The following is a 25,316-nucleotide window of genomic DNA, read 5'->3' on the forward strand; positions in this document are numbered from 1 at the left end:
TCTGCATCTGCATCTGCGTCGGCATCTGCATCTGTATCGTCACCGTCTGCTTCACCAGAACCACTATTGTAAACGTTGTAGTTATCCCATGTGTAGTAAGTATGACCTTGGCCATCATTTGTCGCATCTGAAATCATTTCTGATCTTGTTTTGATTTGTTCACGTGAACCGTCTTGAGCCACGCTATCTAAAACAATAATATAACGACTTCCGTTTGAAGTTAAGTCTTGGAAATCTAGTGATAGAACTTCTCCACCATTTTCATCTACTGAATATTGTGGGTTGAAGTTGTAAATCGCATCTGGATTATTTGTAACGTCTACCAAGTTTGGATTGTTTTCATCTACGTAGAAACTTGGGTTCAGTTGTTCACCATTTCTCACTTCGTAAATCTTGAAGTTTGTCACATCTGGATTTAATTGTGCTGAACTTTGAGCTGGTGTGCCGTCAGCTGTATCTGGCCAATAATTGTATAAGTTCACTGTCGCATTATACGATTGTTTACCTTGTGGGTTTACATATACAATTTGTCTATATTCACCAGTGTTTCTATCAGTTGTAGTAATAAAGCTATCTACGTTTGATGGGTATGGTGAATCTGAAGTTCTGTAATTGATATCAATATCAGTACTGTATGTTTCACCAGCTACATTTGTTTCTACTGGGTATGTGCCGTCTGTTGGCGCAGCTTGTCTATCCGCATATAATGGAATTTCAAAATGACCTGTTACATTATCATGATTATTAACATAATCAGAGAATGTGTATGTTAGTGAGTTTGAATCAGGATTAAATGCGCCTGTTGCAACTACTTCAGTACCATTCATCAAGTCAGGAATTTTAGAACTGCTTGGTGTACTGTTTCCGTAGTAGTTCAAGTACTCTGGGAATTGAACATTGAAGTAGTCTCCAGCTTGAACACTGTCAGCAATTGCTAAATCAGCTGACATATATGTTGATTCACTATCGTTCGCTTGAATTGAGTTTGGACCGATTTGAATATTTGAAGCTGTTACGTCTCCATCAACATTGTTGCCAGTCGGTGCTGCTTGCGCTAGTGCAAATGTTTGTGCAGTTCCTTCTTGTGTAGGTTGTTCAGTTGAACGTGTTGCAGTTGTATTTGTTGGTGCTGCAAGTACTTCAGAACTATCTTTTTGATTTGAGTAATCTTGTACTGATTTATTCAAATCTGCTGGATCAGCTGTATTTGAAGTGTCACCTACTGTTGCTGCTGTAGTAGCGTTTGCATCAGATAATTGCGCTGCATTTGGATCATATGCTGGTTGTTCAGCATCTGATACTGGTGCTTGTGCAGTTGTTTGTGCATCTTGTTGTGGTTCAACAGATTGCGCTTGTTGTGTTGTTGTTTCATTAGCTGGTGCTGTTGCATTTTGTGCAGCTGTATCACCAGTTGTTGTTGTTTCATTTGTGCCTGTTGTTGGAGCTTCAACTGGCGCAACAGGTGTTGAAGTATTCAATGCATTTTCCTGTGTTGGTTGAGCATCTTGAGTTGATTGTGATTCTTGTTGTGCTGATGTATTTGTTGTTGATGTTTGCTTATCAACTGTTTGGTCAGTATTTGATTCAGTTGTTTTCGGCTCAGTTGTAGTTGTGTTTGCTGTATTTGTATCTGTTGTTGTTTGAGCATCAGTTTTTGGTGCTTGTTCTTTAGCTGTTGTATTTTGTTCAGTCGCAGTTGTATCTGCAGTTGTTTCATTTGTTGGTGTTTTTGTTTCTGTAGTTGCTGGTGCATCTGCTTTTGGTGCAGTTGTCTCTGTCGACTGTTGGGTAGAATCAGTTGATGCTTGTTCCCCTGCTACAGTTTGCTCTGCTTTTGCATCAGTTGTATTTGTTGCTGATGTATCTTGAGCTGGTGTTTGATCTTGTGTAGCTGTTGTTTCAGTTGTCGTTGTGCTTTGTGTTTTTGTGTCAGTTGTCGGAGTTTGTTCTTGTGGTGTTGACTCTGTAGTTGTAGTGACGTTCGTTGTCTCACCGCTTGTAGTATTTTCTGCGGCTTGTGCGTCATTCGCATTCGCAAATAATGTTGCCCCTACAATAACTGAGGCAGCCCCTACAGTGATTTTACGAATTGAATAACGATTGCGTTTGTTGAAAAAGTCTTGATTATTCAAGAAATCCCTCCTACTTATTTTTGTAAGGCCTTACCCTATTATGTTACACAAGTGCGCAACAAATAAACAATTTTGCATTAATTTGACAATATTTTTATTTTTCAGACACATTTTGTCCAAGTTTGATTAATCCCATACAATTGGTTAGATTTATATTTATATAGAACTCATCTTTATTTATAAATTACCTACCGATTATTTTAAAACTAATATAGTTTTACCATAAATCACATTTTAATTCAAAACCCATTTTGAGAATAAAATAAAAAGTCCGAGGCTAACCTCAGACTTTTCTTGATAGATATGATTTTGCTTCATCTTCACTTTCAAATCCTGTGAAAATCATAACTTGCTTACCTTCTTTTAAAATGCCATGACGACCGTATTCACCAATGACTATTCCACCTTTATCATTCTCAAATAATTGGTTTTGTCTATATTTTAATAAGGCGAGTAAGTCATCTACACTGAACGTTTGACGCTCTTTCATTCTGAAACGCCCTGTTAAGTTAATCGCTACAGAATCAGACATTTTTAATTGTTTAACCAATTCTTGCACATGTTTTTTTCTTGCTTGATGCGTTGGATACAGTTCGTGTGCTAATTGATAGACTAACGATGGATGTGGTGCGTCAGTCATGGCTTCTACTAGATCACCCCACGAAAGCTGCATACCTTCATAGTAAGTGTCATCGTTTGTGGGCCATTGATTGAGAGTAACCGTATAATTTTGAACTTCTCGTTGTTTTGCATCTAGGTAGTAAATAATCGGTGTCAAACCTTCTATTGTGGCTGAACCATAACGATTAGATTGCGTTTCAATCTGATCAGTTTCTAAATTATAAATAAGATATGCGCGCCCTTGGCTAGCAGCCGCTTCAAAATGCTTCTCTTCGTCCCCGCTTCTCTCATAATGCAGCAAAGCATTTTGAAGCTGACTTGCGACTTTGGGAAACTCTGTTTGAGTTACAGAAGACTTCATCAACACTAAAGCATCTTGATTAATCAAATAACATAAATCTTTTAACATTAAATCTTTATTGTGATACCACGTAATATGTTTACCTTTAACTTTATTCACTACTTTACGTAATGGTTGATCCATACATAAAATATAATCCGCTTCAGACTGTTCTAAGGCAGGCACTAATTCAGCATGCACGCGGTCAGTCTGCTCACCTAAATCACTGATTTGACCTAACGCAATAATTTTATGTCCTTTAAAGAATGGCGCTTGTGAATTAAACGCATCAATCGCATTCAACATTGCAGGCAAAGAAGCATTATGCGTATCATCAAGTACCGTAGCTTCTTCATGCAGACTTTTCACAGGTCTGAATTCTAAGACCTTCTTAAAAAGTTGAGTTTGCGCTAACTGTTTCAAGTGTTGTTTTACATCAACTTTCAAATGTTTCAACGTTAATAATACTGCCAAAGCATTCTCAACCATGCCCTTACTGACAGAAGGCACTTCAAATTGATAACCATCATTCGTTGTCACTTCTACTGCTTTTTTCACAGGTTTGATTTGTGTCGTATAAATGTCTGCTGAATTATCTTCAGTACTATAACGATATACATGTTTAGTATGAGTTGATGCAGCTTGTTTCAGCTCATTTTGATGGAGTGTGTCACCATTATAAATCGCGATACCGTCTTGATTTAATCCCGCAAAAATCCTTGATTTGAAAGCTACAATTTCTTCCGTTGAACCAATAGTGGATAGATGTGCAGAGCCGATCCCTGTGACAATCGCAATTTGTGGTTTCAATACTTCAGCCATATTTCCACGATTATTCAATGCATTTAAAGACGTTTCGAAAACCGCAATATCTGGATTAGACGCTAATTTACACATATGCAAATAAATGGCACTACGTGTATTACTGTTCCCTCTATTTTGTTGGACTTTATAAGGTTGTAATGCCGCACTTGACATTAAGCGTGTCGAGCTTTTACCCATGGAGCCTGTTAACGCAATGACTGGATTATGATAATGTTTTCGAATATGGAAGGCTAATATTTTCATAGCTTTAATCGCATTTCTCACTACAATTTGCGGAATTTGATGTGCTAAATCTTCTACATAGGTTTCAGTAATAATCAAACCAATCTTTGAAACATCTTTTGGGATTTGCGCATTACCATCTTTCATCACTTTTGATTTCTTTAAATATTGTTTCCATGATGCTTCACTGATAGAGATGAATGCGGTTGATTCTGACTTAACATGCAGCATTTGATATTCAAAATCATCAATAGGATTTTGTTCCTTTTCTTGTGCATCAAGTAGTTCTGTATCTAAGATTTGTGCAATCGTTTCTAATGTATACATGATGACCTCCAAAAAGTAATAGTTTTGCATTGCTTCAACCTTATGGTTTATTGTATAGATAATCTTAACAATTTACAGGAGGCTTTCAGCAATGACCACAGAGAAAGATAAAAGTCTAGATGAGATTAATCAGGAAATAGAAGAAGAATTAAGAAACTATGATCCTGACAAAGAAGAAAAACCAAAGAGAAGTGTACTCTTTACCAAACCCAGACTCATCGTTCTATTAGTTGTTTTAGGACTTGCGCTGTACAGATTACTTCACTTCTTTTTCTAATTATCGGTAGGTGTAAATAATTAACGTAACTATATCATATTCAAAGTCAATGTGTGTCGTGCAACTGGAAGTCTGTGTATGTATTCCTTACTTCCATCGTTGCCACATGTTTAATAGGTTGCCAATTTTTTAAGTTATATGCCACCTAATAAACATTTATATTACTGACGTTATTCTCACTTTAACTTTTCTAAATCTACTAAAAGTATGATACGCTCAATAAAACTTACCTCTTAATAAAGGATGGCGTCATTTATGAAAGTACTGTACCACGCAATGTCCATTTTAATTTTATCTGTCTTTTTATTCGGCTTATTCAGCCTGACTGATTTATTTTATACCCACCATCTCGCAAGTTTATTATTAAATGTGGATTTTGTGCCAGGCTTTTTTGATGTGAGCTTTGGGCTTAAATTCATCTTACATATTGTCTTTACCACAATGATATATGTCGTCTTTCAAGCCATCCGGGACTCTTACGTCTATCCAGCAGGTATTCTAATTATTATCGTATTATTCGCTGTTATCTATCCTTCACTTATTACTTGGTCTATTAACCCAATCTACCAATTTCACTGGATTGATTATATTGTTTGGATGATAGGTCACACTATCTTCATCTTCTTAGTCGTTTTCATTCTGCGCTTTGAGAAAAATTTATGGTATTAGAATCAATAATTTCATTTTAAATGAAATTAAGCCGCCTCTGTATGAGACGGCTTAAATATTGATTGAATTAGTATTTATATGGATCTTCTTCTCTTGTACGTTCATGTGAACGTTCTTGTGCGAATTCATTCGCTTTATCATAGTTATAGTAACCATCTTGAGTTAATGAAGCTGCTTTTGGTTTTCTGCTGAATAACATGATAGATGCGATAATCCAAAGAATCGCTGAAATCCAGTTACATAGTAATGCCACGATACCTGCGATTAATAATAAGATAGCTGCTGCTTTAGCTTTCTTGCTAATGAAGATGCCTCCGACAATAGCTAAAATCACCGCAATTACATTAGCCACTAATACGAAAGTACCGAGTACTTGCATACCTGAAGCTACTTGTGAGATTTCTTCATACGTTAAGCTGGCATCACTTTGCTGCATACCTGCTACAAAGTCATCACTTTGCATTAATGGAACCATTAAAGCCACAAATAATACGATTAACGCACCGATTCCGACACCAATCCATGTTAAGACATGCTCACCTGTTCGTTTAATCATATAAAACCCTCCCCTATCTCTTTAGTATTGTTAAAAATTTTATAAGCTTACAATTATCATTAGTATACTAATACATGAGTTATACGTCCATAGTCTACTTAAAATCTTCAACATCTTTTACATTTTCAATAAATACAAATGTTTGTTTCTTAAAATTCTTTTTTAAATTACAGTACTTCACTGACTTAAAGTAACGTATCGCTATGATTCATTAAACGGTTATATTCTTCTAAATATACTTTTTCAGCTTCAGAACCACGTGCAGCTGAATTCATCGCACGATGCCATAGTGGATAAATCGGTTGTGGCTGTGTTAAATCCGTAATCATTTGATGTTCTTCTTTTGTAAGTTTCAGATTATAAGATGCAATATTCTCTTTCAGTTGTGCTTGATTACGTGCAGCTAAGACAATTGAATCCACGTTTGGTCGTTCTCTCAACCAAGCTAAAATCACTTGTGGCACTGTCGCATTGTGTGCGTGTGCTATTTCTTGTACAAGTTCTATTAAACGATAGAACAGCTCATGATCTTTCACATAAGGCTCAGCCCATCCATCACCTTGACGGGTATTGGGTTCGCCTTTTTTATCACGGGTAATCTTACCTGTAAGTAACCCTTCACCTAAAGGCGACCAGATACTGTTGCCGACACCTAATTCTGTACCTGCAGGCAACAATTCATATTCCGCTTCTCTTGATTCAGGCGTGTAATAGATTTGTTGCGCAATCGGCGGTGCCATATTATTTTCTACCGCCAGTGTATAGGTCTTGGCTAAATTCCAACCACTATAGTTAGATACACCCCAATAACGAATTTTACCTTTACGAATTAAATCATTCATCGTTTGAATTGTTTCTTCTACCGGAACTTGTCCATCCCATGTATGAATGTAATATAAATCAACGTAATCTGTACCTAAACGTTTTAAAGAATGGTCGATTGAACGCTCTATATTCAAACGAGATGCACCGACATTATTTGCGATATCGTTATATGGGAATCCTGTTTTGGTACTGATGACCATTTCATCTCTGTGATGTCTGATTGCTTTTCCTAACGCAATTTCTGCATCACCTTTCGCATAAAGGTTTGCTGTATCAAATTGGTTAATACCTTGTTCTAAAGCATAATCTATAAAGTATGCGACTTCTTTATCTGTCATTCCTCCTGCATTTTCAAACCCATTCGTTGCGGAGAATGGAATTGAACCTAACGCATATTTCGAAACGACTAATCCTGAATTACCAAGTGTTGTATAATCCATAATCTGTCTCCTCCTTTAATACTTAATAATGTAATTCCCTTTAAAGAAGAATTTTAAATGTTATATGCTTAAAATCTATAATAAAATTAGGCAGTGTACGATAATTAAAAAAGAATTACGCTTAACATGTTTCACGTTCTATACGTGGGGTAACACATAACTGTACTTAATTTTTAAGGAGGAATTTGATTATGAACTTTGATGATATTAAGAAAAAAGGTCAAGATCACTTAAACGAACATAAAGATGAGTATATTGAAAAAGGTAAAGAATTCGCTAAAGATCAATTAGGCGGAGATAAGAAAGATAACAAAGACGATAAAAAAGAAGACAAGAAATAATAAACTGGATTAACAACCCTACTTTAACTATAGATAGACTGCTTTCAATAGAAAGTGGTCTATTTTTTATAAGCATGATAACTTTTACTTATGTTAAACATCAAGAATCATCATTATTATTAAAGTCTATTGAGGCGTATAATGAGGTCATCTATCAAATTTCAGGGGTGAATGCCATGTCACAACACGCACATCGTCAGTTATTACTCGGGATGGCATCATTATTTATTGTAATGGCCATCGGTCGATTTGCCTATACACCTATCTTACCGTTTATGCAGCAAGCAGAACACATGGATGGTAAAGGGGCTGGTTTACTTGCGACGATTAACTATCTCGGTTATTTAATCGGTGCGATTATTCCGATGTTTTGGATTATTAAAAGTAAAGTCGTTGATGTGAAAATTTATTTAGTATTAAACGTGCTTTCTACAATTTTTATGGGGTTTACCTCAAATTTCATTTTATGGTCCATATTGCGTTTAATCGCTGGACTCACAAGCGGAACAGTCTTTGTCTTAGCCTCTAACGTCGTATTAGAAGCATTAAGACAAGCACATAAAGAAGGTATTTCAGGTTTACTCTATAGCGCTGTTGGTATCGGACTCTTTTCAAGCAGTATTTTTGTCTTCTTCTACACAGACGTCAACTCATGGAAAATGACTTGGATTATCCTTGGCCTCTTTTCATTAGCGTTAAGTTTATTGGTTATTTTCTTTATGCGAGAAAACCCAGATATTAATGTTGAAGCGCATCATAAAGAGACTTCTAAGACACCCTTCCGTCTCAACAAAACATTTATGCGCTGGTTCTCTATTGCTTATTTCTGTGAAGGTGCAGGCTATATTATTACCGGAACTTTCTTAGTCGCAATCATTAAATCAATCCCTGCTTTCTCTGAATATGCAGCACTCAGTTGGATGTTTGTCGGCTTAGGGGCTATCCCTTCTACAGTAGTATGGTCAATGATTGCGGAGAAAATGGATTATAGTAAAGCAACTTATATGGCATTTGGTCTACAAATCATCAGTGTCGCTTTACCAGTGTTTTCACACCATATTGTCAGCTTAATCATCAGCTCGTTAATTTTCGGCAGTACATTCTTAGGTCTAACAACACTCTTCATGTCTAAGGGGCAAATGTTGATGCTTCAGACAGGCGGTAAGTCTAACTTTATCGCTACCTTAACTGTTATTTACAGTATCGGCCAAATGATTGCGCCGTTTGTGTCTGGCTATCTTATTGGAGATTCCGGCAATTATAATGCAGCATTGTTATTTGCGACAGCTATTTTAATTATCGGTCTCATCAGCAGCTGGATCAGTTATCGTGCATTGAACAAGGAAGCGATTCAGTAAGTAAAGTTTTGTCTGGTTATCAAAAGGGAATGTAACTACTAACAAAGGAGGATGTTACAATGCCTTTTGTAAAACAAAGAATGAAAGAAGATTTAACTGAAGACCCACGTATTAGTGAAGACAGCTTCACAACAGACCAAGAACTTCAAAACAGAGCGTTTGAACGTTTAGGTAAAGACATCGTCATTATTGAAGTATTATCTATTATGAATATTGTCTTTGCGGTCTTTTCATTTTCATTACTTGGTCTATTATTACGAGAACGAAGCAAATAATCATTGAAACTTGAAAAACCTGTGCCATCACACGATAGCACAGGTTTTTAATTATGCATTGTTTATTTAATCAAATCTTTTAAGTCATGCGGATAGTTTGTGACAACTTCTGTTCCTTCTTTTTTCAAGATAACCGTATCAGAATGTCTGAAGCCGCCGACGCCTGGAATATAAATACCTGGTTCTACACAAAAGACCATGCCTTCTTTTAACTCTAGCTCATTATCAAAGCGCAATGAGGGTTCTTCATGTTGTCCAATACCTATACCATGACCTGTTCTATGGCTGATATAGTCACCATAACCTTCCGCTTCAAGAATTGTTCTTGCGACTTGATCGACCGCATTTGCGGTTACACCCACTTCAATAAAGTCTAACGCAGCTTTATGCGCTTCAACCATCGCTTCAAATGCATGGCGCTGTTCATCAGTCGGCTCGCCAACAAAGAAAGTACGTTCACATTCTGCACGATATCCATTCAACTCTAATTGACGGCTATGTACAATCACATCACCTTGTTGAATTTGTTTCGTATTAGAGAATGTATGTGGCATTGTAGAACGTTTGATACCTGAAGGTGACATTACAAAAAATCCAAATTCCGCATCTGGATAGTTTTGAGAAATCGTGTCGAATAAATAACTGTTTCCAAAGTTATCAATATCCATTTCAGTCAAACCTGCTTTCGCATGTTCAATCGTTTGCGCCACGGCTTGACTGACAATTTCTCCACTCTCTCTAATAGCTTGTTGTTCATCTTCATATTTATAAGTTCGTTGTTCTACTAATGCTTGACCGATATCTTTCACTTTAAAGTTATGACTCACAATATCTAAATAAAATTGTGTGGGTAAGAAGCCTGTTTCAATCCCAATCGTTGAGACATTTTGATATTTTTCTAATAAGTCATTAAAGACTGTTTGATAATGCGTCGGAACATCATCTGTGACTGGAATTTCAGTATACGTATAAATATCTTGAATACCCGTTTTATCTCTGAAATGCGCTTCTTCTAGTTTCGGCGCAATTACTTCAATGTTTTCCTGGGAAATAAATAAAATAATCGGACGCGAATAAATGACAGCTTTAAAGCCAGTAAAATACATTTGATTCTCAAAATTCATTACAATACTTAAATCGATGTCTTGTTGTTTCATCGTTTCTCTAAACGCATCAAGACGTTGTTTCAAGTTCACGTTGGTTGCCTCCTTTAGAAGTAAATAATGTCACAACTACTAACACAATAATCGCCAGCGGCACAGAAATTAACGCAGAGTTAATACCTGTACTTTGAACAAAACCAAGTTCCCAAATCAGTGTTGTTACTAAACCGACTGCCATTGAAGCAAGGCCTCCTGCTTTCGTGACTTTCGGATAAATAAACACTGCTAATAATGCCGGTGTAATTCCTGCACCGTATACGGTATAAGCGTACATTTGAACAGATAACACTGATGGGAAGTACATTGTTAATAAGAATGCGATCACACCTAAAATCGGTACAAGAATTCTTGTCATCATTAACATCTTATTTTCATGCTTATACTTAAAGTTATCCCCGAACAAGTCATAAATGACACTTGTCGCAGCAGATAATAAATATGAATTTCCTGTAGTAGTAATAAACGCAGTAAGTGCTGCAATGAGCACACCGCCAATCACAATCGGCAATTGACTCGTTAACGCAATCAAAGCCATACCTGGTTCAATTTTCGGGAAAATCGAACGAGAAATAAATGCGAGCAATGAAATAAGTGGTGTCACGATTAATAAACCGACAATCCACCCAATCGTACCGATACGTGTCACTTTATTATCACGAGATGACGCTAGTCGTTGATAAATATTCTGATCACCTAACAGTAAGAACAACATTGGAATATAGAAACCTAAAATTTGAACAAAAGTTAATGTTCCCATTGGTTTCAAATGTGTTTTCGGTACATTCGACAAAATAGTATCCCAGCCGCCACCGACCGCAATTGCGACAGGTACTGCAATAATCAACGCAATTGTAATTAAGAATGCACTTAACGCATCTGTTGGTGCGACTGACATCAAACCGCCCATAGTCGCAAGTAAAATAATAATCACTGCCGCAATAATAGTACCGAGTTCTACTGAAATACCTGTTGAAACATGTAATACATAGCCAAGTCCTTGATATTGATACGAGACAATCCCTACAAACGCTAAAATGATAATGACTGCCGCAAAGTAACTTGCGACCTTTCCATATTTCATCTCTAATATCTCAGCTACAGTATATTTTCCATAGTTTCTGACTTTCGAACTAATAATAAAAATTGTCCCTATTCCGATGATACTCGGAATCGCATAGCCGACTGCCGGCCATAATCCAAAACTATAAGCCAGCGAGTTTTGGCCGCCTGTGACAGAACCACTACCGACCCATGTCGCAAGTAATGTCCCCATTAATACGACTGGCCCGAGTGATTTACCTGCGAGAATAAAGTCCTCATTACTCTCTACTTTCTTTGAATACACAAAACCTAATGCAACCATCAATACCCCATAACCAATGACGAACCAAATTAAAATTGGTTCAGCAGAAAATCCCATAATATTCCCCCCTGTATATAAAAAACTAACCGTTTTTCAACGATTAGCTTAAGAATAAAGATTAATTTTAGCACAAAATCAAAACAATAGTAACAACAATCTAATTATTCTGATATTTTAAGGAAGAATACGTCTAAAAATACAATTTATAGTTTCGTAATTTTACCGATTTGTGCTGCCTGAGCGCATTCTAAGGTCTTTGTATATTCAATCGTTTCAACTTCCACATCTTCGTGTAAGATAATATGATCGCCACGAATGACTTTCGCTTTAACACGGTTGACTTCTATACGATCCCCTTCAATAACCTCAGCAGTCAAGTATGCAGAATCTGACTGAGAAGTCATGACAGTTATAAACTTAAACTTCTTCTTTTCCCCATCATGTTTGCGTATGTGAATCACATTGCCCCCGATTTCGCGAACATAACTATCTTGTCGCACATGTACGTCAACAGTATCTGCATTCAACATTCCTTCGACTTTAACTTGACCATCGATTTCAAGTTCATCTACTTCGCAATTACCTTCTGTTTCAAGTACCCCGAGAAGTTTCAATCTTTTACCGTTTAAATGACCTTTGACATCAACAGTTCCTGTCACTTTAAGTAATTCAAATGTTAAATCTTCTTCTACTTCAACTTCACCGATAATAGAAGCTGTTGTTACATGTACATTTTTACGACCAGTGAAATTACCTATCAGTTTGATTTTATTTACATTGACTTGGTCTGATGCGGTAATTTCACCCGTCATTTTAATGTTATTGACACTGGTTTCAAAAGGAAATTGAACTTCTCCCAATAAAGTAATCGCGCCATATTCACTGTCTTCTAATTGCTTCTTACCCATGCCTTTGATGGACTGACTCATGATGTTTACACTTCTTTCTTAAATAGGTTTTGGATGTTAATTGTTTCTAAGACTCTTACGCTATCATCGATTTTAATCGGCGTATTTTGTTCAATCAGCAAATAAAACGTGATTCCGAATTTACGGCAGATATATAATTCTGCTTCTTTATCATTTTCACTATATTCTAGTAAAAACGCCTGTAAATCTTGTGCTTCTTCCATTGAGACAATACTGCGTGTTACCACTTCATCTAAAATAGTACCCACATAAACCGCTTGATCTTGCGGATATTGTTCTAACAAGACTTTACCGACTTCACGATAAAAGAAACCTGCCCATGACTGAATCAAGGTGTCATTATCTTTGTATTCAATTTCTGGTTCATAACCGTCATCTGCGAACATTTTGACCATATCATCTAAGACATAGTCATGTTTATAACGTTGAATATCTTCGATTCTTTTAATGACTTTGGCTTTAGGTAAGAACGTTTCTTGACCTGTAAAAGTAGATTTACGAATGAACCATTCATCTGGAATTAAGTGTTTACGTTTCCAACGATACAATTGGCCGTAAGTAATGCCACATTCTGTTAATAAGTCTTTTTTGCTGATTAATTGTTCTTTCATAATTATCCTCCTAATCATAATGTAACATAACACTGTTACATGTACGAGTGTTTTCGCTATTTTCCCATAAAAAATAACCTGACCTAGACGGATGCATACGCAAACTGGCTGGATCAGGTTCCTCTTTAGCTATCTATTGTTTCCTTCTACCTTTAAATATCTCGAGTATGATTAATACGATACATACCACCATAACTATCGTGATGAGTACAGCCACGATATAGTTTAGTCCTATGGTTGATGCGACTATCATTTCAATCAATGCTAACAAGCACATTAACGCAATCAGCAGCGATATTTTCACCAAGTTCATCGTTTCACCCCATCTATTTCTCTTAGGTATTTGCTTCTATTATGCCCGATAACACGATTATCCTCAAAGCAAAAACTTAAGGTTTGCGTGTTTTGTCAAAAGTTGGGGTAAATTTATACAAAGAAACATAAAACTTTCTTTATGTTAAAGGAACGGTTATGATATAAGTATAAAAAGTATACTAGATAAATAGGAGGGATAGTATGACGCTGATTACAGGACATCATCATATCTCAATGTACACAAAAGATGCGCGTGAAAATAAACAATTTTATACAGAAGTCTTAGGTTTACGCTTAATTGAAAAATCTGTGAACCAAGATAATCCATCGATGTACCACTTATTCTATGGAGATGAAACAGGTGCACCAGGCACTTTATTAACTTTCTTTGAAATGAAAATGTTAGGCAAACATCATTCAGGTACTAATAGTATTGAACGATTAGTATTACTCGTACCTGATGAAGCAGCATTAGGTTATTTCAAAGAACGTCTGAACGAGAATCAAGTTGAAACAGAAGCTATCACATACCTTAGACAACAAGCATTAGCTTTCGAAGATCCTGATGGCTTAAAACTAATACTTATGGTCAATGGTGACAACGCAGTTCCTAACGCTTGGCATGCGAATCCTTATACAGATGTGCCTCAAGAAGTTCAAATTTTAGGAATGGGACCTGTAGAATTACATTTACGCAATTTACAACCTACTATTGACTTTCTAACCAACACATTAGGTTATCACGCACACTTTGGCGATGATAATGTCTATACATTAAATCCGAATGGACGTTATACAGACTTTGTCTTAGTTGAAGAACAAGGTCAAAGTGTAAAACCTGGACGTGGTTATGTACATCATATTGCAGTGAGTGTGCCAACTGATGAAGCTTTAGAAACATTATTAGATAAATTAGAACAATTGCCTGGCAGTACTTCAGGTATTATTGACCGTTATTTCTTTAAATCTATCTACTATCGTAACAACAAAATTTTATATGAATTCGCAACAGAAGCACCTGGTTTTACGGTCGACACAGATGTTAAAGATCTAGGCAGCAAACTCGCATTACCTGACTTCTTAGAACACAAACGTGAACAAATCGAAAGCCAGTTAGAAGAAATTTAAGTTAGAAAATCTAAAGATTATATATAATATTCACCGACTGGAATCAAGGTGAAACTGCATTAAAAAGAAGCGCTGGGACGTCATATCTCAGCGCTTCTTTACACTTACCTCAAACACACTAACCCTTGTCATTACAGGAGTTTTAAGACATACCTAAGACTAACCTTTTAGTAAGACGTCATGATACTCCGGTGTCTCTTCTAATACTTGTTTAGCGAACGGACAAGTAGCTAAAATTTTTATGTCATTTTCTCGTGCATAATTCACACCCGCTTCAACTAACTGCTTCGCAATACCTTGTCCACGTAAACTTTCATCTACACCTGTATGATCGATAATAATTTTATCTTTGCCTGTCGGTACATATGTCATTTCTGCATCTGGATTTTCTTCTGAATCGCCTACATAGAATTTATTGTGTCCATGTTTAATCTCTGCCATACTATCTCCTCACTTTCAAATAAGTTGGTATAAAAGTTATACCACTAACTTCTCTTTCTAAACACAACGAATGATTTAACAATGACAAATATCTACTTAATCTCTATTCATTTTAATATTGTAACGTTCATTTAATATAAAAAGAGTGGAAAAGCGTAAGGCAATTCTATAAACTTAGAATGAAGATATACACCAAGCACCAAGATAAAACTATAGATATAGGGAGCCAACATCATGTTTCAAGCTATCAAACGTATTCTAGCAGTCGTTGTCACTGCATTGCTTGTGACAGCTGTCATTGTCACTGGAATGATTGCTTATGATAAATATAAGCATCACAGCAGCGATCAAGTAGATGCTGCGAAATACTATGAAAATAAAGAAAAACAAAAAGAGAAGAAAACTGAGAAAAAAGAGAAAAAAGAACATAAGCAAGAAGCGCCAGAAGAACCTGTGGTAGAGGAACAAGTACATCATGAGGTCCAACAATCAACTGTACATATCTATCAAGCACCTCAACCTGAAGAAAAACCTGAACCTAAACAAGAAAAAGAAGAAACAAAAGAATATAAACCTGGCGAAGGTGGCGGATCACATCCAGAATCAAAACCACAACCCCAACAAGCACAATCAAAACCGCAACCAGAGCCACAACCTGTTCAACAACAAAAGCCAGCCCAACCTGCGCAACAACCACAAGGGCAAGGACATTAATCTCAATAGAGAGGACTCAAAAGGTTCTCTCTATTTTGTTATCTTTTCAAATCATCTACATTTCACTCTGTTTCTTAATCATATAAGCAGTGCTATACTTTGAACATACAAAGAGAGAGAATAGGCAGGCTACATATATGTTTAAATCCATGATTCAAAACGTACCTGCCGCGATTTGCGGTTTAGCTTTAGGTACATTTACTTTTAGTCACATTTTATTTCAAATCCACTTAGCTTGGCTAGGTTTATTAGCAACTACTCTAGGTAGTATTTGCTTGGTTTTATTTTTTATTAAGTTGATACGCTTTCCGAAAGCATTAGGCTTAGAATTAAAGGACAGTAATACTTTTGCGATTATGCCTGCATTACCTATGGGTTTCATGACACTCGCTTCAATTTTAAAATCACAATTCCATATTGATAACCTAATACTCACAAGTTTCTGGATAGGTGCTGTATTGCTACATATTATTTTAATGATTTGGTTTATCCTTTATTTCATTATAAAGCACCGCACATATCCAAATACGAGTTGGTTTGTAATGTTTGTCGGTATCGGCGTGATTGGTGAGACGGCTTCATCGTTTTACGCTAAAATTGGTATCTTTGCGATAGATTTCAGTTCTATCCTATTCTGGATTCTTTTAGCGTTTATTTTACTTGAAAGAATGTGGCATTATTATCCGAAAGATCAATTACCGATGGCAGTCATTATTAGTGCACCAGCATCATTATGTTTAAATGCATATCTATCTTATACTGAAAGTTTATCAGTCAGCTATATTCTGTTTTATTTCGTCATTGCGCAATTTCTATTTGTGTTCTCAGTTATCTTCTTGCCTCAAATCATTGAGAAACGATTCAAACCCGCATATGCTGCACTGACTTTCCCGTGGGCTGTTACTGCTGCCTCAACGTATCATCTTTATACACAATTAGACCTCCCTGGTATTTCCCAGGAAATGCTTGGAATCCTTGCGATGATTGAAATCATCTTTGCGGGATGTGTCATCGTGTGGGTCTATTTCCGTTATACAAAACACATCTTTAACACATAAAACAAGCGCGCTAGTCCTCAGACTAACGCGCCTCTTTTATACGCTCATTATTATTTATTTACCAAAATATCTTTGTCATCTGTATTTTCAATGAATGCTTTTGCGAACCAGCATTGTGCATCAATTTTTAAGTTATTTTCTTTCGCATACTCTAAACCGGCATGGACTAATTGATTACCTACACCTTGTCCACGTAAGCTTGGATCTACACCTGTATGCGTAATCGTCATCACATCGTCGTTCATTGTATAATCCATTTCTGCATCTGGTTTCGTTTCATCACCAACATAAAATTTATTGTTGCCATGTTTAATCTCTGCCATGTATCTCACCTCATTTAAAGTTCTATATATAGTTATTATACCCGTTTGTGTGAAAAACAAATGTAACTTAGCTTCCAAGGACTTTGTATATAAAAATTCTTGCTTTATTCACCCTATTTTAGTGCATTCAATATTAAGTTCACAAACAAACTTATTGCATATTTACAATGATTTGTTAAGCTATTACAGTGGAAAATAATGCTTATCGGTAAAAAAATAGGTCTAATGCATCATTTAGGTTTTAGCTTTTTCCTTTATAATGAGAAATAGATAGAAAGATTGAGGAGTATCATAATATGGATTATAGAGTATTGTTATATTATAAATATGTCACTATAGATGACCCAGAAACGTATGCGGCAGAACACTTAGAGTTCTGTAAAGCACACAATTTAAAAGGCCGTATTTTAGTCTCTACTGAAGGGATTAATGGTACGTTATCAGGAACAAAAGAAGACACAGACGCTTATATTGCACATATGCGTGCAGATGAACGCTTCAAAGATATCACATTCAAGATTGATGAAGCAGAAGGCCATGCATTCAAGAAAATGCATGTACGTCCAAGACATGAAATCGTAGCACTTGATTTAGAACATGATATCGACCCACGTGAGACAACAGGTAAATATTTATCACCTAAAGAATTCAGAGAAGCTTTAGATGATGAAGATACTATCGTCTTAGACGCACGTAATGACTATGAGTTTGATTTAGGTCATTTCCGTGGTGCAGTTCGTCCAAACATTACACGTTTCCGTGATTTACCACAATGGATCAGAGACAATAAAGATATGTTCATGGATAAGAAAATTGTCACTTATTGTACCGGCGGTATCCGTTGTGAAAAATTCTCAGGCTTCTTACTTAAAGAAGGCTTTGAAGATGTTGCACAATTAGAAGGCGGTATCGCAACGTATGGTAAAGACCCTGAAACACAAGGTGAATTATGGGACGGTAAAATGTACGTCTTCGATGAACGTATCAGTGTAGATGTTAACCAAGTAGAAAAAACAGTGATTGGCAAAGAATGGTTCGATGGTACACCATGCGAACGTTATATCAACTGCAGCAACCCTGAATGTAATAAACAAATCTTAGTATCAGAAGAAAACGAACACCGTTATTTAGGTGCTTGCTGTAAAGAATGTGCAGAGCACGAACGTAATCGCTATGTAGCGAAACACAATCTCAGTGATGAGGAAAAAGAACGCCGTTTAGAAAACTTTAAAGAAACGGTCCACCAATAATTATTCAAAACGCGATGGGTATTCAGTACCCATCTTTTTTATGTCTATATTTAAATTGTGTCATAATATAGATAAAAATAAAAAGCACCGTGCTGGTATACGATGCTTTAGAGCTCATTTCAAAGGCGGTGACACATTGAAGGTTAAAAAATAAATACTAGAATTGCGAACTACAAACCACAGAACGCAATCATTATACTTATAGCTTCAAATACACTCATGGGCATATCCTTTCTAAATTCAGTACAATAAAAAAACCCGCACGTGCATTAACGTACGGGTTGAACTAATCTATTTAAGACACCTTGTTAGACTGCCGCATCTCGCTGTGACACGATTGGATGATCTAACTCAAATTTCACACCTGCTGTCACTTTCTTGTACTGATAAATGAAATAAGCAATCCAAATTAATGTTAAGACAGCACCTAAATAATAGCTAAGCGTTAAATTTAAACCGAAACCAATCTTCTGACTTAAGATATAGACAAAGATATTCCAAGTCATGAATGTCGCCGGTACAGCTGCTACCCAGAAGTTCTTCTTAGCTAGCAACAGATACATTGCGCCGACCCATAATGCGACCACTGCTGTTGTTTGGTTTGCCCATGAGAAGTAGCGCCATAGAATTGTGAAATCAGTTTGTGTTAAGCCAAAACTGATAATAAACAATGGTGCTGCGACAATAATACGTTTAACTAGAGAACGTTGATTCACATTCAAGTAATCCGCAATAATCATACGTGCACTTCTAAATGATGTATCACCACTTGTGATAGGTAAGACAATCACACCTAACACCGCAATTGTACCTAAAACAGAACCAAGCAATAAGTGAGATGCCTCACTCACAACAAGTGCTGCTTCCCCTTTCGCAAGCACTCCTTGCAAACCTTGGTAACCATTAAATAAACTCATACCTGCTGCTGCCCAGATCATCGCGATAACTCCTTCTGCGACCATCATGCCATAGAAGATAAAGCGGCCATTCTTTTCATTGTTCGCAGTACGTGAAATAATCGGTGTTTGTGTCGCATGGAAACCTGATAATGCCCCACACGTAATCGTAAAGAATAACAGTGGGAAAATCGGTGCGCCATCAGGGTGCATATTTTTTAAACTTAACTCTGGAATCGGTGCGCCTGTTTGAATTAAACGAAAGCCCATTGCGACCGCACTGATTAACAATAACGCTCCAAAGACTGGATAAACACGTCCAATAATTTTATCAATCGGCAAAATCGTTGAAAGAATGTAGTAAACAAAAATAACGAAGATAATAATACCTAACGCAATACGACCGTCCATCATGTTATGAAGCAATAATGCTGGACTTGTCACGAATACTGTTCCCGTAAGCAGTAACAATAAAATCGAGAAGATATTAACGAAGTGTTTCATGACCTTCCCTAAGAATTTACTCGCAAGTTCAGGTAGATGTGCCCCTTTGTTTCGAATAGAAATCATACCTGTTAAATAATCATGAACGGCTCCCGCGAAAATACATCCTAAAACAATCCATAAAAATGCGACCGGTCCATACAATGCCCCCATAATTGGTCCGAAGATTGGACCTACCCCAGCAATATTCAGTAATTGAATTAACGAGTTAGACGATGTCTTCATCGGTACAAAGTCAACATTATCTCGTTGATGATGTGCTGGTGTCGGTCTCCCTGTTTTCGGTCCAAACATCTTATCAATGTACTTTCCATAAGTGAAATAACCAATAATTAGTAAAATGATAGAAACAATAAACGTAATCATTTCACAATCCCCCTTTTTCTATCTCTCTCCCTGTAGTTCAAGATGTGACAACTTTATGAAAGCGTTTTCTTAATTGAACCACATTTCTTTATTTGTCACAAGATTGTGAAATGTTTAGCTAGAAATGGTTTTGCATACTATTTATTATTGTATTTATAATACATTTATGTTATAAAAGAATCGTGCTAGTACACTCTTTGAGACCGTTAAAAGACGGTGACACATTGAATGTTAAAAAATAAACCATCTGACTTGTCAAAGTTTGTAGATGGTTTATTTTTTTCTATTAGAAATGTACAAAAAGATAAATACTAGAATTGTGAACTGCAAATCACAGAACACAATCATTATACTTATAGCTTCAAATACACTCATAAAGCATTTCCTTTCTAAATTCAGTAACTCATAAACTATTCTAGTTGTACTTCTTATGCGTGTTGTGCGATAATATAAATGTAATAAAAAAGAGCCGTGCTTGTACACGACTCTTTGAGACCGTTAAAAAGACGGTGACATAGAAAATTTTTAAAATAAGCCATTTCCTTAGTCAAAGCAGAAAGATGGCTTATTTTTTATCTCTTTTTTCAACAAGTTTCGTAATAGTAGAGACTAGATTTAGTATAAATTCACCAAATGCCAGTAGCAATACTATGACTTCAAATGTTGTCATTTAAGGCATTTCCTTTCTAAATTCGGCGATACCATAGGCATCACCTCCTTTAAATTAGATTTGCCACCATCTATTCAACTTTCTCATGCATTTATTATATTATGGTTCAATTTACTTTACATTATGACATAATAAAATTCTTTATTTTTATAACCAAATTCAATGCACTTACATGTAAATGTACTTGCAATTTTTACAAATATTTTTATGAAGATGACAGTATGTGTCTAAGTTAAATATCTGAGTATGTGATTGTATTCATAAATTAAATACGATGCTATTTATAAGTTTAGATAAAGAAAGGTATGCATACATATGATTTATACACTGAGCGTTATCCTTATTCCCATAGTTGTCTTAAGCTTCATTGTTTACTGTACAGTTAAGCGAAAGCCTTTGTATTATGTCATCATTGCGATGATTCTACTTCAAATCGTTAAGATACTAGATAGTATATTTATTGAGCATAAGTCTATCCTTCAGGCATTGCTTCATCCTTTTGATATTTTATTATGGGTGATATTAATTGCTTATGGGATCAGTCACTATCGGAATAAACACAAAGCATAAAACGCCTCGTGTTGTCACGAAACGTTTTATGCTTTGTCTTTTTTACTTAATTTCTCACTTACCGCAATTACCAGAACCAGTATTATAATGATTAATGCTGCGAAACCTTCAATCTTTTCACTTAAAACGGGTTGGTAAACAAACTTGGTAATAAATAGGGTTAAATAACTAATTGAAAAAATAAAAGCGATGATTTTTAACGTTTTAATCATGGTTGTCCTTCTCTCTTTCTTTAAGCTTTTTTATCTGATTAAGTATGCTCTACTAACTGATTAGATGCATTCACTTTTTATTAGAATATGTAATAGTTATTTAAATTATACAATAAAATGATAGCCGCTTCACACACCCATCGTGCGAAGCGGCTATCACTTTATCTCTATATTTTAATCTTCTTTATGTTGGTTCTCTTCTTCTTGTCGCGCTTGTTCTTGCGCTTCTTGTTCTTTTTGAATTTCTTTCTCACGTTTCTCTAATGGAATAGAGAAGTCTTTTTCGTCATCAATATATGACATTTGGAAGTGTTTTGTCGGTTCTCGACGTAAGGCACCCATAATCGCAAAGATCATCAACACTAAGATGATAGAGAATGGTAAGCCTGTCACAAGTGAAGCAGTTTGTAAACTTGTTAAACCACCTGCAATAGTCATTGTGACTGAAATCGCACCGATTAATAAACCCCAAATAACTTTATCTTTTACGTTAGGGTTATCAACCCCGCCTGTCGCCATACTTGCGACAATGTGTGTTGTAGAGTCAGCACTTGTCACAATAAAGATAAAGATTAAGGCAATGGCTAGAATGCTTGTGATATCTGAAATTGGGAATTGTTTCAACAACTCGAATAATGCGACTGAATAGTCTTTATCCACAATTTTCTCGATACCTGTATTTTGTGTTAATGCAATTTTCAATGCTGTACCGCCAAATCCAGCAATCCAAGTGAATGAAATTAATGGTGGAATGATTAATACACCAATGACAAATTCACGAATTGTACGCCCACGTGATACACGGGCAACGAAACCACCGATAAATGGTGACCAAGCAATGACCCATGCCCAGTAGAAGACTGTCCATTGTTGAACCCAACTGTTATCACCTGTGTATGGATTGATACGTAAACTATATTGAATAAAGTGTGTTAAGTAATCTGAAATCGCAAGTGTATAAGATTCTAACACGAATTTTAAATCACCAAAGATTAAGATGAATATCAATAAGATTGCCCCAAGTCCGATATTGATATTACTCAACCATTTAACACCTCGGTTTAAACCTGTAAGTGCTGATCCTAAGAAGATACATACCATAATGACTGTAATCGCAACTTTAGTCACATTTGTATTCGGTACATCAAAGACATGATTTAATCCACCACTGATTTGCATAATACCTAAACCGATAGATGTCGCAATCCCCATAACTGTCGCGATAATTGCGAGAATATCAATCAAGTTACGTAAAGGTCTTGGATAAGCCTCGCCAAAGACCGGTTCCATAGCTGTAGAAATTAATCCGTTACGTTTCTTACGGAATTGGAAGTACGCTACAGTTAAACCTGCCATTGCGAAGATAGACCATTGTGAGATACCCCAGTGGAAGAAGGTATATCCCATAGCTAAACGTGCAGATTCTGCAGATTGATCTTTAACACCTGGGAACGGCGCATGTAAGAAGTGTGTCAGCGGTTCTGCTACACCCCAGAAGACAATCCCAACACCAAGTCCTGCTGAGAATAACATCCCAATCCAAGACATGAATGAGAATTCTGGTTCAGAGTCATCTGCGCCGAGTTTGAAGCGGCCGTATCGTGAAACGGCTAAAGCGATTAAGAAAATATCCAGTACGACAATAATGACTAAGAAGAGCCATCCAAATGCCCCTGCGATGACATCATACGTACTCTGTGCATATTTTCCGAATAGTTTCGGGAAAATGCCCGCAACTAAAGTCGCCAGCAGGATAATCCCTACCGAAGTGAAATAAACTATATTTCTATGTTTTTCTTTCCTGGTTTTCATGTGAAATTAATAATCCCCTTCCCGCTTGTTTCATATAAGCGTTTGTTTCATTAAACCATAAACAGAACATAATCACAATTCATCATTAAAAACATTCACATCATTATTTAATTTTTATTACGAAACATTTTGAGAATTTAATATCAGCCTTACAGACACTTAAAGATGATAACCTCAAGTTTTCATTTATTTTCACAGATTCCAATATATATTTTATAATTTATACCCTTAGTTATTTATATAATAATTACATCTAACAATCATTGTTAAATTTTGAAAATTGTGATAAATTATCGTAAAATTGAATATTTTTAAACAAAGGGGGAATTTTATGCGAAGATTGGGGTACTTCGTGTTAGCCATGACAGTTATTTTAGCGAGCTGCGGTAAATCTGATGATAAGAAAACCGCAAAATCCAATACGTTTCCTGATGAAACTGTTGAGATTATAGCACCCGCTTCACCAGGCGGTGGCTGGGACACCACTGCACGCGCAATTCAGAAAGTCATGTTAGATGAAAAGCTGACAAATCAAAACATTACAGTTGTGAATAAGCCTGGAGGCGGCGGTGAAGTCGGTTGGCAATACTTAAAATCACGTTCACCAAATACAATCGCCATTAACTCAAGTCTATTACTGTCTAATAAAGAATTAGGGTTAAGTGACCTTGGAGATGATGACTTCACTCCTATTGCGATTCTGGCAACTGAATGGATTAGTTTAACTGCATCAAATAAATCTAATTTGAACTCTGGTAAAGAAGTGATGGAAAAGCTCAAGAAAGATCCAAAATCACTGACAATCGGTGTCGCACCTGGTTTAGGAAATAACGACCACCTTGCATTCGTACAAGCAGCGAAACAATACGGTGTAGATGTCGATAAACTTGATTTCTTAGTGTATAAGAGTGGCGGAGATTTACAAACTGCCCTACTTGGCGGTCATGTAGATGTCGCTTCTACAGCAGTATCAGAAGTTAAAGAGCAACATCAAGTACATAAACTGAAAATGTTGGCAGTGTCATCTGATGAACGACTTGAAGGCATTAAGGATGTGCCGACTTGGCAAGAACAAGGTGTCGATATGGTGTTCCCTCATTGGCGCGGTGTCATGGGGACGAAAGATATGACAAAAGAAGAACGTGCTTATTGGGATAAGACCATGCGTAAAGTCGTACATTCTAAACAATGGCAAGAATTACGCAAAAACAATGATTGGGATAACTTCTATAAAGATAGTGCTGAATCTGAAAAATTCTTAAAAGAGCAACGCAAAAAATATGATCAGCTGATTAAAGATGCTGGTTTCTAAGGGGGAATTGTATGGCTCGTTTAATGCCGCCTATTTTACTTACGTTATTAGGCATCATTTATTTAGTTTTAACGCTGAATGTACAACGTTCACGCATTGGTGATCCAAACAGTCCAATGTACTTTCCACTGCTCATTTCAGTGTTATTGATTGTGATGAGTGTGATTTATTTCTTCCAAGAATATAAAAAAAGACATGAACACTTTGAAATTCTAGACTTGTTACTTCAAAAGAAAACCTTAATACGCTTAGGCGCAACAGTAGCAATGATTATTATTTACGCATTGATTTTTGAACGCTTAGGTTTCTTGATTTCAACAATCCTCTTCTTAGGAGGCGTCTTGTTTTTAATCAATGGGGTGAAACACTGGCTTCAAAATATCATTGTAGCGCTCGTATTTTCAGGGATTACATGGTATACCTTCTCTCAATTATTAGATGTGAGTTTACCATAAGACAAGGGGGAGCAAT

Annotated in this window: 26 protein-coding genes; 11 read left to right on the top strand and 15 right to left on the bottom strand. The window is 36.3% G+C overall.

The features are described from left to right. Nucleotides 1-2,132 (bottom strand): fibrinogen-binding adhesin SdrG C-terminal domain-containing protein (locus HMPREF2937_RS07015; RefSeq protein WP_142351411.1); only part of this gene is annotated, 2,132 nt, incomplete at its 3' end. A 283-nt stretch (nucleotides 2,133-2,415) separates the two neighbouring features. After that, entirely contained in the window at nucleotides 2,416-4,467 is a 2,052-nt protein-coding gene (locus HMPREF2937_RS07020) for a Mur ligase family protein (protein WP_070864292.1), read from the bottom strand. A 91-nt stretch (nucleotides 4,468-4,558) separates the two neighbouring features. On the opposite strand from HMPREF2937_RS07020, the gene HMPREF2937_RS07025 reads away from it, so the two are divergent. Both HMPREF2937_RS07025 and HMPREF2937_RS07030 read left to right on the top strand, forming a co-directional pair. Continuing rightward, the gene (locus HMPREF2937_RS07025) at nucleotides 4,559-4,744 is read left to right on the top strand and encodes a hypothetical protein (protein WP_002480125.1); all 186 of its coding nucleotides are present in this window, start codon (nucleotides 4,559-4,561) and stop codon (nucleotides 4,742-4,744) included. Between the two features lie 255 nt (nucleotides 4,745-4,999). Next, complete coding sequence (locus HMPREF2937_RS07030; RefSeq protein WP_002480126.1) at nucleotides 5,000-5,413, top strand: hypothetical protein; 414 nt, start codon at nucleotides 5,000-5,002, stop codon at nucleotides 5,411-5,413. Between the two features lie 67 nt (nucleotides 5,414-5,480). Here the strand turns inward: HMPREF2937_RS07030 and HMPREF2937_RS07035 are convergent, their stop codons facing one another. After that, nucleotides 5,481-5,969 (bottom strand): DUF4064 domain-containing protein, encoded by a 489-nt coding sequence (locus HMPREF2937_RS07035; RefSeq protein ID WP_002480127.1) that lies wholly within the window; start codon nucleotides 5,967-5,969, stop codon nucleotides 5,481-5,483. Between the two features lie 185 nt (nucleotides 5,970-6,154). Further along, entirely contained in the window at nucleotides 6,155-7,234 is a 1,080-nt protein-coding gene (locus HMPREF2937_RS07040; protein WP_070864293.1) for an aldo/keto reductase, read from the bottom strand. Between the two features lie 191 nt (nucleotides 7,235-7,425). Between HMPREF2937_RS07040 and HMPREF2937_RS13695 the strand changes: the two genes are divergently transcribed. The 3 genes from HMPREF2937_RS13695 (at nucleotide 7,426) to HMPREF2937_RS07050 (ending at nucleotide 9,208) form a co-directional block, all read left to right on the top strand. Then, on the top strand, nucleotides 7,426-7,575 hold the full coding sequence (locus tag HMPREF2937_RS13695; protein WP_002480129.1) for a hypothetical protein: 150 nt from the start codon (nucleotides 7,426-7,428) through the stop codon (nucleotides 7,573-7,575). A 176-nt stretch (nucleotides 7,576-7,751) separates the two neighbouring features. Beyond that, nucleotides 7,752-8,933, top strand: a complete 1,182-nt coding sequence (locus HMPREF2937_RS07045) for a YbfB/YjiJ family MFS transporter (RefSeq protein ID WP_070864314.1) — start codon at nucleotides 7,752-7,754, stop codon at nucleotides 8,931-8,933. A 59-nt stretch (nucleotides 8,934-8,992) separates the two neighbouring features. Next, on the top strand, nucleotides 8,993-9,208 hold the full coding sequence (locus tag HMPREF2937_RS07050) for a hypothetical protein (RefSeq protein ID WP_002480131.1): 216 nt from the start codon (nucleotides 8,993-8,995) through the stop codon (nucleotides 9,206-9,208). Between the two features lie 62 nt (nucleotides 9,209-9,270). On the opposite strand, the gene HMPREF2937_RS07055 is transcribed toward HMPREF2937_RS07050, so the two are convergent. The 4 genes from HMPREF2937_RS07055 to HMPREF2937_RS07070 all read right to left on the bottom strand — a co-directional run bounded on the left by HMPREF2937_RS07055 (nucleotide 9,271) and on the right by HMPREF2937_RS07070 (nucleotide 13,274). Then, nucleotides 9,271-10,404, bottom strand: coding sequence for a M24 family metallopeptidase (locus HMPREF2937_RS07055; RefSeq protein WP_070864294.1), 1,134 nt, complete (start codon nucleotides 10,402-10,404; stop codon nucleotides 9,271-9,273). Continuing rightward, nucleotides 10,382-11,791 (bottom strand): sodium:solute symporter family protein, encoded by a 1,410-nt coding sequence (locus HMPREF2937_RS07060; RefSeq protein ID WP_070864295.1) that lies wholly within the window; start codon nucleotides 11,789-11,791, stop codon nucleotides 10,382-10,384. Before HMPREF2937_RS07060 ends, HMPREF2937_RS07055 begins: the two co-directional genes overlap by 23 nt. Before the next feature lie 146 nt (nucleotides 11,792-11,937). Further along, the gene (locus tag HMPREF2937_RS07065) at nucleotides 11,938-12,663 is read right to left on the bottom strand and encodes a hypothetical protein (protein WP_070864296.1); all 726 of its coding nucleotides are present in this window, start codon (nucleotides 12,661-12,663) and stop codon (nucleotides 11,938-11,940) included. 5 nt (nucleotides 12,664-12,668) lie between these two features. Next, nucleotides 12,669-13,274: a DUF4004 family protein gene (locus tag HMPREF2937_RS07070; RefSeq protein ID WP_023014755.1), complete on the bottom strand. Its 606-nt coding sequence runs from the start codon at nucleotides 13,272-13,274 to the stop codon at nucleotides 12,669-12,671. A gap of 516 nt (nucleotides 13,275-13,790) precedes the next feature. Here HMPREF2937_RS07070 and HMPREF2937_RS07080 point away from each other — a divergent pair. After that, the gene (locus HMPREF2937_RS07080; protein ID WP_070864297.1) at nucleotides 13,791-14,717 is read left to right on the top strand and encodes a VOC family protein; all 927 of its coding nucleotides are present in this window, start codon (nucleotides 13,791-13,793) and stop codon (nucleotides 14,715-14,717) included. A gap of 159 nt (nucleotides 14,718-14,876) precedes the next feature. Here the strand turns inward: HMPREF2937_RS07080 and HMPREF2937_RS07085 are convergent, their stop codons facing one another. Continuing rightward, nucleotides 14,877-15,158 carry a GNAT family N-acetyltransferase gene (locus HMPREF2937_RS07085; RefSeq protein WP_023014757.1) on the bottom strand — a complete coding sequence of 94 codons (282 nt, stop codon included), beginning with the start codon at nucleotides 15,156-15,158 and terminating at the stop codon, nucleotides 14,877-14,879. Between the two features lie 234 nt (nucleotides 15,159-15,392). Between HMPREF2937_RS07085 and HMPREF2937_RS13700 the strand changes: the two genes are divergently transcribed. Continuing rightward, entirely contained in the window at nucleotides 15,393-15,872 is a 480-nt protein-coding gene (locus HMPREF2937_RS13700; RefSeq protein ID WP_070864298.1) for a hypothetical protein, read from the top strand. 137 nt (nucleotides 15,873-16,009) lie between these two features. Beyond that, nucleotides 16,010-16,930, top strand: a complete 921-nt coding sequence (locus HMPREF2937_RS07095; protein ID WP_070864299.1) for a TDT family transporter — start codon at nucleotides 16,010-16,012, stop codon at nucleotides 16,928-16,930. 50 nt (nucleotides 16,931-16,980) lie between these two features. Here HMPREF2937_RS07095 and HMPREF2937_RS07100 read toward each other — a convergent pair whose 3' ends face one another. Further along, on the bottom strand, nucleotides 16,981-17,331 hold the full coding sequence (locus HMPREF2937_RS07100; protein ID WP_306807041.1) for a GNAT family N-acetyltransferase: 351 nt from the start codon (nucleotides 17,329-17,331) through the stop codon (nucleotides 16,981-16,983). A 218-nt stretch (nucleotides 17,332-17,549) separates the two neighbouring features. Between HMPREF2937_RS07100 and HMPREF2937_RS07105 the strand changes: the two genes are divergently transcribed. Next, on the top strand, nucleotides 17,550-18,503 hold the full coding sequence (locus HMPREF2937_RS07105; RefSeq protein ID WP_002480141.1) for an oxygen-dependent tRNA uridine(34) hydroxylase TrhO: 954 nt from the start codon (nucleotides 17,550-17,552) through the stop codon (nucleotides 18,501-18,503). Between the two features lie 170 nt (nucleotides 18,504-18,673). On the opposite strand, the gene HMPREF2937_RS14245 is transcribed toward HMPREF2937_RS07105, so the two are convergent. The 5 genes from HMPREF2937_RS14245 to HMPREF2937_RS07120 form a co-directional block, all read right to left on the bottom strand. Then, nucleotides 18,674-18,730 (bottom strand): putative holin-like toxin, encoded by a 57-nt coding sequence (locus HMPREF2937_RS14245; RefSeq protein ID WP_220453653.1) that lies wholly within the window; start codon nucleotides 18,728-18,730, stop codon nucleotides 18,674-18,676. An 81-nt stretch (nucleotides 18,731-18,811) separates the two neighbouring features. After that, nucleotides 18,812-20,269 (bottom strand): carbon starvation CstA family protein, encoded by a 1,458-nt coding sequence (locus tag HMPREF2937_RS07110; protein WP_070864300.1) that lies wholly within the window; start codon nucleotides 20,267-20,269, stop codon nucleotides 18,812-18,814. Nucleotides 20,270-20,834: 565 nt separating this feature from the next. Further along, nucleotides 20,835-20,939, bottom strand: coding sequence for a putative holin-like toxin (locus HMPREF2937_RS14250; protein ID WP_107529461.1), 105 nt, complete (start codon nucleotides 20,937-20,939; stop codon nucleotides 20,835-20,837). 596 nt (nucleotides 20,940-21,535) lie between these two features. Next, nucleotides 21,536-21,721 (bottom strand): hypothetical protein, encoded by a 186-nt coding sequence (locus HMPREF2937_RS07115; protein ID WP_070864301.1) that lies wholly within the window; start codon nucleotides 21,719-21,721, stop codon nucleotides 21,536-21,538. A gap of 174 nt (nucleotides 21,722-21,895) precedes the next feature. After that, nucleotides 21,896-23,533: a BCCT family transporter gene (locus HMPREF2937_RS07120; RefSeq protein ID WP_070864302.1), complete on the bottom strand. Its 1,638-nt coding sequence runs from the start codon at nucleotides 23,531-23,533 to the stop codon at nucleotides 21,896-21,898. A 331-nt stretch (nucleotides 23,534-23,864) separates the two neighbouring features. Here HMPREF2937_RS07120 and HMPREF2937_RS07125 point away from each other — a divergent pair, with 331 nt between their 5' ends. Then, nucleotides 23,865-24,845 (top strand): tripartite tricarboxylate transporter substrate binding protein, encoded by a 981-nt coding sequence (locus tag HMPREF2937_RS07125; RefSeq protein ID WP_002480146.1) that lies wholly within the window; start codon nucleotides 23,865-23,867, stop codon nucleotides 24,843-24,845. Between the two features lie 11 nt (nucleotides 24,846-24,856). Then, on the top strand, nucleotides 24,857-25,300 hold the full coding sequence (locus HMPREF2937_RS07130; RefSeq protein WP_060804726.1) for a tripartite tricarboxylate transporter TctB family protein: 444 nt from the start codon (nucleotides 24,857-24,859) through the stop codon (nucleotides 25,298-25,300). The last annotated feature ends 16 nt before the right edge of the window (nucleotides 25,301-25,316 follow it).

The sequence above is a fragment of the Staphylococcus sp. HMSC061G12 genome, from assembly GCF_001838465.1.
GTDB classification, from domain to species: domain Bacteria; phylum Bacillota; class Bacilli; order Staphylococcales; family Staphylococcaceae; genus Staphylococcus; species Staphylococcus simulans.

Coding starts and splice junctions, on each gene's coding strand:
- HMPREF2937_RS13695 (WP_002480129.1), top strand. CDS start 7,426: ATGAACTTTGATGATATTAAGAAAAAAGGTCAAGATCACTTAAACGAA.
- HMPREF2937_RS07040 (WP_070864293.1), bottom strand. CDS start 7,234: ATGGATTATACAACACTTGGTAATTCAGGATTAGTCGTTTCGAAATAT.
- HMPREF2937_RS07110 (WP_070864300.1), bottom strand. CDS start 20,269: ATGATTACGTTTATTGTTTCTATCATTTTACTAATTATTGGTTATTTC.
- HMPREF2937_RS07050 (WP_002480131.1), top strand. CDS start 8,993: ATGCCTTTTGTAAAACAAAGAATGAAAGAAGATTTAACTGAAGACCCA.
- HMPREF2937_RS14250 (WP_107529461.1), bottom strand. CDS start 20,939: ATGACAACATTTGAAGTCATAGTATTGCTACTGGCATTTGGTGAATTT.
- HMPREF2937_RS07065 (WP_070864296.1), bottom strand. CDS start 12,663: ATGAGTCAGTCCATCAAAGGCATGGGTAAGAAGCAATTAGAAGACAGT.
- HMPREF2937_RS07035 (WP_002480127.1), bottom strand. CDS start 5,969: ATGATTAAACGAACAGGTGAGCATGTCTTAACATGGATTGGTGTCGGA.
- HMPREF2937_RS07030 (WP_002480126.1), top strand. CDS start 5,000: ATGAAAGTACTGTACCACGCAATGTCCATTTTAATTTTATCTGTCTTT.
- HMPREF2937_RS07025 (WP_002480125.1), top strand. CDS start 4,559: ATGACCACAGAGAAAGATAAAAGTCTAGATGAGATTAATCAGGAAATA.
- HMPREF2937_RS07060 (WP_070864295.1), bottom strand. CDS start 11,791: ATGGGATTTTCTGCTGAACCAATTTTAATTTGGTTCGTCATTGGTTAT.
- HMPREF2937_RS07125 (WP_002480146.1), top strand. CDS start 23,865: ATGCGAAGATTGGGGTACTTCGTGTTAGCCATGACAGTTATTTTAGCG.
- HMPREF2937_RS07045 (WP_070864314.1), top strand. CDS start 7,752: ATGTCACAACACGCACATCGTCAGTTATTACTCGGGATGGCATCATTA.
- HMPREF2937_RS07070 (WP_023014755.1), bottom strand. CDS start 13,274: ATGAAAGAACAATTAATCAGCAAAAAAGACTTATTAACAGAATGTGGC.
- HMPREF2937_RS07085 (WP_023014757.1), bottom strand. CDS start 15,158: ATGGCAGAGATTAAACATGGACACAATAAATTCTATGTAGGCGATTCA.
- HMPREF2937_RS07080 (WP_070864297.1), top strand. CDS start 13,791: ATGACGCTGATTACAGGACATCATCATATCTCAATGTACACAAAAGAT.
- HMPREF2937_RS07130 (WP_060804726.1), top strand. CDS start 24,857: ATGGCTCGTTTAATGCCGCCTATTTTACTTACGTTATTAGGCATCATT.
- HMPREF2937_RS07115 (WP_070864301.1), bottom strand. CDS start 21,721: ATGATTAAAACGTTAAAAATCATCGCTTTTATTTTTTCAATTAGTTAT.
- HMPREF2937_RS07120 (WP_070864302.1), bottom strand. CDS start 23,533: ATGAAAACCAGGAAAGAAAAACATAGAAATATAGTTTATTTCACTTCG.
- HMPREF2937_RS13700 (WP_070864298.1), top strand. CDS start 15,393: ATGTTTCAAGCTATCAAACGTATTCTAGCAGTCGTTGTCACTGCATTG.
- HMPREF2937_RS07095 (WP_070864299.1), top strand. CDS start 16,010: ATGTTTAAATCCATGATTCAAAACGTACCTGCCGCGATTTGCGGTTTA.
- HMPREF2937_RS07020 (WP_070864292.1), bottom strand. CDS start 4,467: ATGTATACATTAGAAACGATTGCACAAATCTTAGATACAGAACTACTT.
- HMPREF2937_RS07105 (WP_002480141.1), top strand. CDS start 17,550: ATGGATTATAGAGTATTGTTATATTATAAATATGTCACTATAGATGAC.